This is a genomic window from Shewanella sp. SM23 (assembly GCF_025654295.1).
Taxonomy (GTDB): Bacteria; Pseudomonadota; Gammaproteobacteria; order Enterobacterales; family Shewanellaceae; genus Shewanella; species Shewanella oncorhynchi.
Map to the genome: position 1 here is coordinate 19,136 of NZ_JAKKRM010000006.1, position 12,038 is coordinate 31,173.

Below are 12,038 nucleotides of genomic sequence, written 5' to 3' on the forward strand. Positions count from 1 at the left end.
TGTAACTTAAGTTTCTTCAGACGCAGCCAGTATCAATCGCTACAATGACAATTCTATGTCCGTGATATGACACTTAAATGACAATGCACTATTTATCGCTTTTTTCTGTCATTTATTAAAGACTCAATAAATCTAGAAATAAAAACAGGCCCTAATGGCCTGTTTTTATTATTTATTGTAAATATTTCACTCACACATACTATTTCTTACGTTCGATAAGATGCAAAGGGATAATAAAGCTAAAAGTACTGCCTTTACCGACTTCACTGCTGATTTTAAGCTTACTGTGATGGTGGTTAAGCGCATGTTTTACTATCGCTAAACCTAAACCACTACCACCGGTTTGCCTTGAGCGCGCACTGTCTACCCGATAAAAGCGTTCCGTTAATCGACCAATATGCTGAGCCGCAATACCTTCACCCGTATCCGTTACGCTAAAGATGGCACCCGTAGCCACACTGCACCACTGCACTGTAATTTTCCCGCCAGGTTCTGTGTAACGAATCGCATTAGAAATCAAGTTAGAACAGGCACTTCTCAGCTGCAATTCATTGCCGTGAGAATCAAGTCCAGGCTCACAATAGAAACTCAATTCATACTTATCTTGTGCCAGCGCCTTAGCTTCCTCCTTGAGCACCTCCATCAACTGCGTCATATTCACAGTGTTTTCGAGGTTAATATCCGCCGCATCTTCAATTCGCGATAACATCAATAGCTGTTCGACCATAGATTGCATTCGTCGTGTCTGCTGCTGCATCAATGCTAACGGCTTGACGTTCATCGAATCAGGCTCAGCCATGCTTTGCATCATTTCGAGGTAACCCTGTAGCACAGTGAGCGGCGTTTTTAATTCATGCGACACATTGGCGACAAACTCTTTTCGCATTCCCTCAAGCTGACGTATACGAGTGATATCCCGCGCAATTAACAGTAACTGCCTGTCACCGTAAGCCATGATACGGATTTCAAGCAAACGCCTATCCGATACCGGCGAAGGTAACTCCAGCGGCTCTTTGTATTGTGCGGATTTAATGTAAGCAGAAAAATCAGGATGACGGATTAAATTATCGATTCGTTGACCATTATCCTGTGGCCACACAAAACCGAGAATGAGTTGCGCTAACTTGTTGCACCATAAAATATTATGCTCTGAATCAAGCACGACAGCGGCATCGGGTAACGCCTCAGCACCTTGACGAAATCGTGCCAGCAGTGCGGCCAGTTGACCGACACGTCGACGATTCTTCCCTTGAAGGCGATAAATACCGTTAAATACACCTTCCCAGCTCCCACTGCCCTGCGGCGGCGTGAGTTTCCTATCCCGCCATAACCAAAAGTTAAGCCGTGATAATTGTCGGTAATGCCAGCAAACTAACCCTAGCGTGCCGATAAAGAGTATCCAGAGAAGTTTCCCTACCAATAAACCTATTAGCGCGCAAAGCAGTAGATATAAACCTAAGCGCGTAAACAACCGATACCCTGAATAAGAGTCAGACATAAATAAACCCAAACATCAGGCTAAATAAGAGGAGCACAAGATAGCGTAAAAGCTAACTTGTGCCTAACAGTTATTCAGCACTAAATGCGTGTAGAGAAACGATAACCAGCGCCACGAACCGTTTGGATCAAGCGATCATGACCAGACTCTTCAACGGCTTTACGAAGGCGTCTGATATGCACGTCAACGGTTCTGTCTTCAACATACACATTGGTGCCCCACACATTATCGAGCAGCTGTTCACGGCTGTAAACACGCTCAGGATGGGTCATGAAAAAGTGTAATAAACGAAATTCGGTTGGGCCCATATCTAATACAGTTTCACCCACACTCACCCTGTGACTCACAGGATCGAGCATTAAGCCCTGTACATCAATGGTTTCTTCTAAACGAGTCGGTGCACTACGACGCAATACGGCTTTAATACGTGCGACCAGCTCTTTAGGGGAAAAAGGTTTAGTGATGTAATCATCGGCGCCAACTTCGAGGCCTTTGACTTTATCTTCCTCTTCACCGCGGGCGGTTAACATAATGATCGGAATTTGGCGCGTAAACTCATCTTGCTTTAAGCGTTTAGCCAATTGAATACCACTTCCGCCAGGAAACATCCAATCCAATAAAATCAGATCGGGGTAAGGCTCCTTTAGCAGCGCAATGGCCGAATCAAAATCTTCCGCCGCAGAGGTGGTAAACCCATGCTGTTCCATTACAAAAGTCAGCATCTCGCGGATGGCCAACTCGTCTTCTACTATCAATATCCTTGCAGTCATAAGTGATTTTCTGTCAGTGAATGTCAACACGGCTATTATTAGTCATTTTTATTACAGATTTATGAATAAGCACGCCGCTTGAGCCATATAGTAGTAATATTTGTCATAATAAGTTTATATAACTGTTTGTTTATAGCAATAAAAAAGGAGGCTATATGCCTCCTTAATTGAGTTTTAATGCTGGATTTAGAATTTGTGTTCTAAGCCAACACCAATGTATTTGTCATCATCTGTAGACGCTTCTAACGAACGGTTCGTGTAGAAAGCGAATAGTTTAGTTGGCTTACCTAAGCTGTAGTCTGCACCTACCGACCATGAATCACCAAGTTCTTCCATATCTTGGAACTGAGCTTTTAAAGTAACAGCATCGATATCATAGGCAGCGCTTAATAGATAGCCGTTAGCACTTTCTGCAGTGACTTCAACTGGCATCGACGTTGCAGAATCAAATTTATAGGTTTGCTCTTGTTGCTGGTACATACCACCCAGTTTAATACCGGCTAACTTAGCTTGTAAGCTGGCACGAACAATCTCATATCCAGACACATCTGAGTCATAGGCAAGAGATGCATAAACGGGTGTTTTCTTCAGTTTCGCATCACCATACATGGCCGCTAAGCTAAAACCATCTTGAGCAAATTGACCTTTTACATCATTTCCTTCGGCAACATAGGTAACACCAAATACAAAATCACCAAAGGAAGGCGTAAGGTAAGTCGCCGTTTGAGCAGCGCGAACTTCACCCTTGAACAGCTTACCTAAGTCACCTGAAAGGTCGTTAAACTGATCAACATCACCTTGAGAAATTTTCAACAAGGTATCATTACGACCCACAGAGAACGAACCAAATGCGCCTTTCAAACCAACAAATTGGTTACGTGCAGTAAAGTTATCGCTTGATGCTGCACCTGTATCAACTTGATATTCCACTGTGTAGAAAGCTTCCAGCGAGCTAGACAGCGCAAAATCACCCTTCACACCAAAACGAGAAGCATTACTTTGAATAGTTGTTGTAGCATCACCTTTCTCATCATTTGATTGAGCAGTGACATTCAACTTACCATAAACAGTCAGTGGCTCAGCGGCATTAGCTGAAGCCAGAGTTGCAGAAGCTAGCGCAGAAGCAAGTAGAGTTTTACAAAAAACGTTCATCATTTAATCCTTTCGACGTTATGTTCGTCTTGGTTATTGGTTTGGAACGACCGAAAGTTTGCAATGAATGTGTTTCAATTTTATTTCAATTGTGACCATTAACGTTGGCGTGCAAAAAAGCTGACGCGAAGCCAGGCATAAAACCCAGTAAAAATGCGGGCTGCAGCTAAGCTAATTATTATGTTACAGTTTAATGAATTCTGATCCTCCGTTAAAAATCAGCTATTGAACACAGGTTTACCCCGCCCAAACTATGCCGTAAACTGCCACTTTAATTTTCAATGGGCGCCTCTTATGTGGTTTAAAAATCTTACTCTTTATCGTTTCAATAAACCTTTTGCCGTCGAAACCGAAGCGCTAGAAACTGCGTTGGCCGATTTCACTTTCTCCCCCTGCTCAAGCCAAGATGTCAGTAAATTTGGTTTCTCAAATGCGTTAGGCAAAAAAGGCAGTTCTTTGGTCCATAGCGCTGACAATCGTCATCTGATCTGCGTGACTAAAGAAGAGAAAATTCTGCCAGGCCAAGTCATCAAAGAAGCCTTAGAAGAAAAAGTGGCTCTCATTGAAGATGAAGAAAATCGTAAACTGGCGAAAAAAGAAAAAGATGCGCTAAAAGATGAAATCATCACTAGCCTACTGCCACGCGCTTTTTCGCGTCGAAGCCAAACCCACGCCTTGATTTTGCCTGAGCTAGAAATGATCCTCGTTGATAGTTCAAGTGCCACTAAGGCCGAAGAATTATTAGCGTTATTACGTAAAGCTCTCGGCAGTTTACCTGTGATCCCACTGAGCTTTAAAGCGCCAGTCGAATCCAATTTAACTGAATGGTTAAAACTTGGCAGCGCACCATTACCCTTTGAAATGCAAGACGAAGCCGAGCTAAAATCTGAAGCTGATGAAGGCGGAATTGTGCGCTTTAAGCAGCAGGATTTGAAAGAAGACGAAGTGTTAGCTCACTTAGCTACAGGTAAGCAAGTACACAAGTTAGCGCTGCATTTCGGCCAATCGATTGCACTATTATTGCAATCAGATGCTAGCGTGAAGCGCCTTAAATTCTCTGAAGAATTTAGAGCTGGGAACGATGAAGTCGGCACTGACGATCCTATGGCTCGTTTAGATGCAGACTTTGCCCTAATGGGCAGCGAGTTAGTCGCCTTGATGCATGCACTCGTGGCCGCCCTTGGTGGACTCGAAGACGCACAAGTTTAAGCAAAACTCGTTAAGCAGACGAGATCTGCAACTCGCTTGTTAGACTGAGCCGTACAAGATAAGAAAAGGCGCCCCCATCAAAATAATGGTTGCGCCTTTTTTATGATGATTTTACTTAAGGTGGTTTTAAGACAAAGGCATTTAGATGCTAAAGATGAAGCCCTAACCACATTAAGCTTTAGTTGCTAACTCGCCTTTATTGTCAAACGGCCAATCAATGCCTAACCAAGTCTTGAAGAAAGCTTTTTGCTGTTTAGTCGCTTTTGCATCCCCCTTGAGCACTAGCTTACCGCTTTGCTGCTCGCCAAGGATGAGCTGTACTTGCTTGATTTTATCGTTGCTAAATAATATCACCTCTACACTATCGCCAACCTTAAAGTCTTTGATGCGCTTATAGAAACCCGCAGCAGTCACCTTGAGACCATTAATCGCTAATACTTCATCCCCCGCAACTATGCCCGCTTGCCAAGCAGGACCATTACGCAACACTTGGTCTAACACTAAAGAGCCATGGGTACTGCTCAAGGTCATTCCCGCAAATGCCTCAGCTTTTGAATCTTTACCATAGGACAGATTTAACCCTGCCTGTGATAATAATTCTGGGAAATCTAAACTCATGGGACTATTCACATTGGCTTGCCACCAAGACGCATAATCTTTGCCGGATAAGTCTTTAAGAATGTACTGAACATCACTAACACCATAGCCTTTTGGTGCGCGATGATCTTGATATAAACGACGGTGCACATCGCGATATGAATACTTAAGCTCGGAGTCTTGCAGCAATGAAAAATCTAAGGCTAAAGAGGTTAAGTAGCCCTCTGAGTAAATATTTACACTGTGGTTAATGGCATAATCGCCACCGATACTGCTCCACTCCCCTGCACTCGCCTCTGCCACAGATTGAGTTTCACGACCCGGATTGAGTTGGTTTTTCTCGACGCGCTTGGCTAAATCTTCGAGGAACTCTTTAACTGTTATCACTCCAGCCCGCAACAGCAACTGATCTTGAAAATAACTGGTAGAACCTTCAGCCATCCACAGTAATTCCGTCATGTTTTCATGTTGATAATCGTAGGGAACTAATCCCTCGGGGCGATAAGCCTTCACGTTCCAGGTATGGATAAACTCATGGGATGCCGTGCTAATAAAGCGCAGGTAGTCCTTGCGTTCACGGAAACTAAAGCGCGGCAGCTGAATGACAGTAGAGTTTAAATGTTCTGTCGCGCCACTGGCACCACTCGTTGCATGCACCATATACACGTAACGATCAAAAGGATAATCATCCCAAATCACCTTAGCTTGACCGCTTAAGGCTTTAAGATCTTTTACTATTTTATCCGTGTCATAATTACCTTCCCCCCAGAACACTAATTCATAGTTTTTGCCATTAGCACTAAATTGTTTATGAGTACTCACACCAGTTTCAATCGGAGAGTCGATCAACACATCATAATTAGGGGCAATAAAGGAATGAGCGGCCTTACCCGATGACATCCCAGAGTAACTTTGCCAATTTTTAGGCACTTTTAATTCTACGGATATTGGTTCAGAGCGAAATTGCGGACTGTACATGAACACACCGCTAGCATCTAAATAGGCATGGCTCGCGTCAATATGGCGCACCCTTTGGCCTAATTCATTAGCATACAATTGATAACTGACGGTAACACGGGTTGGCTGCGTGAGCGCCACTTGCCATTCACCGCTCGCGGTGCGTTTCCATTGCAGTTCATGACCTTGACTATCTTTAGCATTAAATAAGCGCACACCATCGGCCAAAGGCAATACTTGATATTTGCCCGTCCGCCACACAGGGAGATTCACCGTAAAATCGTTCGTCTTCACTTCAGGAAAAGTGACACTCACTTGGGCAATATGGTGTTCGGGTTTAATAAGGTCGATTTGGTATTTCACATCGGCCAATACTTGACCCGAAAATAATGCGCTCAATATCAAGATTGATAGTCTGTTGGGTTTCACTCTTGCTTCCTTCTGTTATTATGCTTCTTATGATTTTTCCAAGTATAACAAGTCGATGTAGCATCCTCATTAGGCGCTAACAAAAGCTAACAAAATAAGTTCCTTGACTAAAGGAATGAGGAATCACAGTTCAAATGCAAAAACTCACGGTTATTTTATTTACTCTGTTGCTGTCACTGCCTTTTACAGTCCAAAGCCGAGATCTCGAAGCGGATGAGGTTGAGTTAAGAGAATCACCGCAGCAAATGTATGATGCGCTCAACAAAACGATTTCCTTTCCCCTCGCATTTCAAAACCGTGACCAATTTGAGCGCGCAGCCCAAGAGCAAGGCTACAATCCACTCGAATTTGAACAGATTTTGTATTTACTGGCCCGCCTCAATATGGAGCCAAACGTTAAAACCAAGGTCGATTTTCAAAACGCAAAAAGCTTGATTGAACTCCTATCGACTGCGGCGCAATCGCCCTATGAACTTGCCATGGTCGCCATGTTAAATGGCCGTTACCTTGGCCGTACGGAACAGAAATATCAAGAAGCGATTGGTCTTTATAACGAAGCGCTCACCCGCATCAACGACAGCTATGACATCGAAGCATTGATTCTTAAACACAATATTCATGAACATCTAGGTGGCTTACATTTATTGATCCGCCAAGAAGTGCCTGCACTGATGCACTTCCACACATACCGCGACATTGCCTATAAACTCAGAAACGATTACTTAATCGCGGCGGCTGAAGCGAGGCTTGGCTTTTATTACAATTTTAATCAGCAGCTTACAAAATCACTACAGCATTATAGTGAAGCGATTCGGATCTCCAATCGTTCTAATTACCCTTCAATGAAAACCAATCTGCAATTGCAACTTTCTAAGGTATACCGTGACTTAAAGCAGTGGGATGAAGCGCTTAAAAACGCTCATGAAGCCGCGGCTGGATTTAAAAAAATGGGCAATGACACTTATCTTTCAAGTTGTATGACAGTGATCGCTATGGTCTATGGCGAACAAGGGGATTGGCATAAAGCGATTGATTACTACCTAAATGCCCAGCAATTAGATGCAAAACGCGGTAACTACATCGCACAGGGGCTTAATTTCCATAATTTAGGACAAGCCTACTCAAATATTAAAGACAATGTTAACGCCCTAAAATATTTACTGATGGCCAATCAAATATTCAAAGAAAAACAAAGCCATCACTATCAAGTTTATAACGAACTCTTAATTGGTGAAATCGCCCAAACCAACCAAGATTGGCCGCTGATGATGGCCCATGCCGATATCGCATTAGCACTCGCGGTCGATTTAAAACTGGTCGATGAACAAAAATCCGCACTCACCCTTATCGCCTCGGCGGCGCAAAAATTAGGTGAATTATCAAAAACCATCGATGCCCAAGCCCGTATCATTGAGCTAGGTAAAAAGCCAGCGGAGACAGATAAAGACTCCCCTGTGTCGGCCTCTGCCCTTGCAGAGCAACAGCTTAAACTTGAGCTCAACATGCTACAGGGAAAACTCGTTGAGACAGTGAAAGAAAGCAACAACACTCACACGCTACTGCTCATTTGTAGCCTTATTGCCGGATTCTTGCTGCTCGTGATTATTTTCATGCTACAAAATCGCCGCAAAATAACAGCTAAAAACGCGGCATTAACTCAATTAACGCTACAGGAACCCTTCACTCACAATTTAGGGTATGCAGCATTATTAGCGCACTTAAGCCATAATCAAAGTCAGGAATCCACAACGGCACTCGCGATTATCGCCTTCCCCACCCAACTTACGGCGGATCTGGACTATGGCCAATATTTTAGTGATGCAGTAACAGCGCAAATTGCCAATCATCTAACGGATGCACTCACGGCATCTGTTTATGTGGTACGCCAAGGGGTATTTGCGGTTCGGTTCACGCAACCTATTGAGCCGACACAAATACTCAGCCAAGTACGCCTGAAACTCGATCAACAGCAAATCACACATCATTTCCGTCTTGGCTTTGCGCATTTGCCACTTTTAGCGAAATCAGAAATTAAAATGGCCGCAAAATTAAAATTTGAAACAGTGCAGATGGCGCTTGCCTGTGCCCGTAGTTTAGGTGGTAATAACGACTATTATGTCGCTCTCAGAGCCCTCGACTTTGTTCCTTTGAGCTTATTTGCAAACCCGTTATTTTTGCACCTTGAAAAAGGCATTGAGCGTGGATTAATCAGATTAGAGACCAACGGCAATAAAGAGGATATTCGCTGGCCTTGCTGGGAAAATAACCAAGATAGGCAATTACTGGAAAATATTTGATCAATATCGGTAATTAATCACAGAGTCACTGGTAAATCGCATTTGCACTCTACGCCCAGTGTTATAACATTAGTATCATATGAGTTAACAGCTAATCTGGACATAGGATTGTCATGTTTTTTAGCCTTGCAGAGTTAGGACAATACTCAGGATGAAGGATTCAAGCGCTACAGTTTCACAACTTGCCTTGCTGCAACAGAAACTCCATTCGGCCAAACTTGCCCTTGATGAAGTTAATGAAGATAGAAATGCAAAGTTACAGACATTACTCCAATTTATTGGTCACTTAAGCCTCGCCTGTAAAGGGCAAAATCTTGAGCTGGATAATAAACTCGCCAAACTTCGCCATAACTTAAATACGTTTGAGCGAGTCGATGAGGCATTGCCAGAATTAGTTGATGTCGAGCGCCTGCTAAAAGGCCAATATCACCATGTGATGGTACAACTCGAAGAGAGTCGTACGGGTTTGTCACAGGTGATCCGTCAGATCCAACGCGTGAACTCAGCACCTGAAAAACTCAAAAAAGAAGTCAATTACTTCAAGCAAGATCTGGCTAAACCTTTTCATACCGTGTGGGAATATATACCTAAAGTTAAGCAAATCATTGGCTTCTACGAAACCATATTACAGCTACAATTTAGTGAATCTGAAAAACTTGATGTCTTACCAAAACACAGGCAACTAGCCCATGAGCTGGCGCAGATGATTTCGGAAATCGAGTTCCGTAAAGATCAACGTGACCAAGTATTAGTGATCAAAGAAGTACTCTCTTCTGAGATTGAAGTTGATAGCTTGCTCGAAGCCTACCAAACCATTTTAGCGTTATTGCTTGATAACATCGCCCGCGAGAAATCGGCATCCCAAGAGTTTTTGTTTGCACTCAATGATGCCTTAGCCGCGGTACGTGAGGTGGTGAGCGAGTCTTACAATCACAATCAACGTAGCTTCCAATTAAAAACCCAGCTGAATCGTGAGATTAACACCCGCGTCGATAATGCAGGTGAAATCATTATCGATGTGGAAGACGTCGTTGACCTTAAAGCTCAACTAACAGAGCAACTTAACTCTATCCGCTCGGCATTAGCCCGTAAAGAAGCCCTAGAGCAAAGAGAGCAAGCTCTGCTGCGCAAGTCGATGGAGACAATGCGCAAAGAGCTTAATGAGTTAAGTAGTGAGGCTAACACCTACAAAGAGCGTTTGTTTGAACAACAAAAACTCAACTTACTCGACAGCTTAACTCAATTGCCTAACCGTGCTGCATTAGAAGAGCGCATGGAGCTAGAATACCGTAACTATCAACGGCATAAGTCCCCGCTGTGGGTTGCCGTTGCCGATATCGATCACTTCAAAACCATCAACGACAGTTTTGGCCACAGTACAGGTGATAAAACCTTGCAAGTTATAGCAATGGCATTGAAAAACTCACTGCGAGATACAGAATTTGTAGCCCGCTATGGTGGTGAAGAATTTGTACTGCTATTACCTGATGTGGCACCTGCTGATATCGCTCAACTTTTAAACAGAGTGCGCGAGAAAGTAAAAAATATTCCATTTAAATTTAAAAATCAGAGAATTACAGTTACAGTATCTATAGGGGCTGCGCAAGTTATGGGAAGTGAACTCATACATGAGACCTTTGAACGCGCCGATGCAGCACTCTACAAAGCGAAACACGAAAGCAGAGACAGGGTTGTGATTGACGTATAATTAAGCCCCACTATACGCCTCCTCTAATCACTCCTGTCATGACGAAGGAGTGGTAAATGATAGTAAAAGTCAGCCCAAAAGGCAGCATGGATCAGCTTTCGCAACTTGAAGTTGATCGACTCAAAAATAGTGCCAAAAGTGCCCTATACCAACTGTACCGCAACTGCTCCTTAGCAGTGCTTGCCGCGGGTTTAAAAACCGACAACTCTAAAGCCCTATTCGAGCAATACCATGATTTCGACATCAACGTTCTACAACGGGAGCGCGGTGTAAAATTAGAACTGATCAATCCCCCCGAACAAGCCTTTGTCGATGGTCAAATTATCACGGGAATTCAGGAACATCTGTTCTCTGTCTTACGCGATATCCTTTATATCAGTGATAGATATGACTCACTAAAACACATTAATCTGACCAATGCCCACCATATCACCAATGTGGTGTTTGATATTCTGCGTAATGCGAGGGCGATAGCACCGATGAAAGACCCTAATGTGGTCGTCTGTTGGGGCGGACACAGTATTAATGCCATCGAATACCAGTACACACGTGAGGTAGGTTATCAACTTGGCCTGAGAGAATTAGATATTTGCACTGGCTGTGGTCCTGGCGCGATGGAAGGTCCGATGAAAGGTGCGGCGATAGGTCATGCCAAACAACGGATTAAAAATGCACGATATATTGGTTTAACTGAACCAAGTATTATTGCCGCCGAGCCACCGAATCAAATTGTCAATGAACTGGTGATCTTACCCGATATTGAAAAGCGCCTCGAAGCTTTCGTGCGCTTAGGCCATGGTATTATTATCTTCCCTGGCGGTGCTGGCACAGCTGAAGAATTGCTCTATATATTGGGTATTTTACTTAACGAAGAAAACCAACAAACGCCTTTCCCGCTGATACTCACAGGCCCAACGGAGAGCGCAGATTACTTCATTAAGATTGATGAGTTTATTGCCTCAACCTTAGGACCAGAAGCTCAGAAAAAGTACCAAATTATCATAGATAATCCCACTGAAGTGGCACGCATCATGAAGCAAGGAATGGAGCAAGTAAAAGCCTATCGCCGCTCAACAGGTGATGCTTACCAATATCAGTGGGCACTGAAGATAGAGTCTGAGTTTCAGTTACCTTTTATCCCAAGCCACGAAGTGATGGCAAACTTAGATCTACACTTCCAAACCAACAAAGCCGAATTAGCCGCCAACCTGCGTAAAGCGTTTTCGGGTATAGTGGCGGGTAACGTCAAGTCGGAAACAATCAAGCACATAGAGCGTGATGGACCCTTCCAATTAAAAGGCGATCCCAAGCTCATGGATATGATGGATAAACTCTTGAGTGCATTTGTACAACAACAAAGAATGAAGCTTCCAGGAAGCGCCTATATTCCTTGCTATCAAATAGTGAAATAGAGAGCGAAG

The 12,038-nt window shown here is 43.5% G+C and carries 8 protein-coding genes; 4 read left to right on the top strand and 4 right to left on the bottom strand.

The genetic code is table 11. The features are described 5' to 3' along the window. Positions 1 to 199: 199 nt before the first annotated feature. The 3 genes from phoR to L5L98_RS09640 form a co-directional block, all read right to left on the bottom strand. The gene (gene phoR, locus L5L98_RS09630) at positions 200 to 1,498 is read right to left on the bottom strand and encodes a phosphate regulon sensor histidine kinase PhoR (RefSeq protein ID WP_105249762.1); all 1,299 of its coding nucleotides are present in this window, start codon (positions 1,496 to 1,498) and stop codon (positions 200 to 202) included. Between the two features lie 80 nt (positions 1,499 to 1,578). Beyond that, the gene (gene phoB, locus L5L98_RS09635; protein ID WP_006085167.1) at positions 1,579 to 2,268 is read right to left on the bottom strand and encodes a phosphate regulon transcriptional regulator PhoB; all 690 of its coding nucleotides are present in this window, start codon (positions 2,266 to 2,268) and stop codon (positions 1,579 to 1,581) included. 186 nt (positions 2,269 to 2,454) lie between these two features. After that, positions 2,455 to 3,423 (bottom strand): porin, encoded by a 969-nt coding sequence (locus tag L5L98_RS09640; protein ID WP_168823290.1) that lies wholly within the window; start codon positions 3,421 to 3,423, stop codon positions 2,455 to 2,457. Positions 3,424 to 3,714: 291 nt separating this feature from the next. Between L5L98_RS09640 and rdgC the strand changes: the two genes are divergently transcribed. After that, a complete protein-coding gene (rdgC, locus tag L5L98_RS09645) occupies positions 3,715 to 4,629 on the top strand; it encodes a recombination-associated protein RdgC (RefSeq protein WP_113941038.1) in 915 nt (304 codons plus the stop codon). Between the two features lie 171 nt (positions 4,630 to 4,800). Here the strand turns inward: rdgC and L5L98_RS09650 are convergent, their stop codons facing one another. Beyond that, positions 4,801 to 6,612: a M61 family metallopeptidase gene (locus L5L98_RS09650; RefSeq protein WP_263140336.1), complete on the bottom strand. Its 1,812-nt coding sequence runs from the start codon at positions 6,610 to 6,612 to the stop codon at positions 4,801 to 4,803. A 134-nt stretch (positions 6,613 to 6,746) separates the two neighbouring features. Between L5L98_RS09650 and L5L98_RS09655 the strand changes: the two genes are divergently transcribed. From L5L98_RS09655 to ppnN, 3 genes are all read left to right on the top strand, one after another. Then, entirely contained in the window at positions 6,747 to 8,909 is a 2,163-nt protein-coding gene (locus tag L5L98_RS09655; RefSeq protein WP_263140338.1) for a tetratricopeptide repeat protein, read from the top strand. Positions 8,910 to 9,060: 151 nt separating this feature from the next. Then, on the top strand, positions 9,061 to 10,617 hold the full coding sequence (locus L5L98_RS09660; RefSeq protein ID WP_105249767.1) for a GGDEF domain-containing protein: 1,557 nt from the start codon (positions 9,061 to 9,063) through the stop codon (positions 10,615 to 10,617). Between the two features lie 56 nt (positions 10,618 to 10,673). Continuing rightward, complete coding sequence (gene ppnN / locus L5L98_RS09665) at positions 10,674 to 12,029, top strand: nucleotide 5'-monophosphate nucleosidase PpnN (protein ID WP_028760679.1); 1,356 nt, start codon at positions 10,674 to 10,676, stop codon at positions 12,027 to 12,029. Positions 12,030 to 12,038: the final 9 nt, after the last annotated feature.

Coding starts and splice junctions, on each gene's coding strand:
- phoR (WP_105249762.1), bottom strand. CDS start 1,498: ATGTCTGACTCTTATTCAGGGTATCGGTTGTTTACGCGCTTAGGTTTA.
- phoB (WP_006085167.1), bottom strand. CDS start 2,268: ATGACTGCAAGGATATTGATAGTAGAAGACGAGTTGGCCATCCGCGAG.
- L5L98_RS09640 (WP_168823290.1), bottom strand. CDS start 3,423: ATGATGAACGTTTTTTGTAAAACTCTACTTGCTTCTGCGCTAGCTTCT.
- rdgC (WP_113941038.1), top strand. CDS start 3,715: ATGTGGTTTAAAAATCTTACTCTTTATCGTTTCAATAAACCTTTTGCC.
- L5L98_RS09655 (WP_263140338.1), top strand. CDS start 6,747: ATGCAAAAACTCACGGTTATTTTATTTACTCTGTTGCTGTCACTGCCT.
- L5L98_RS09660 (WP_105249767.1), top strand. CDS start 9,061: ATGAAGGATTCAAGCGCTACAGTTTCACAACTTGCCTTGCTGCAACAG.
- ppnN (WP_028760679.1), top strand. CDS start 10,674: ATGATAGTAAAAGTCAGCCCAAAAGGCAGCATGGATCAGCTTTCGCAA.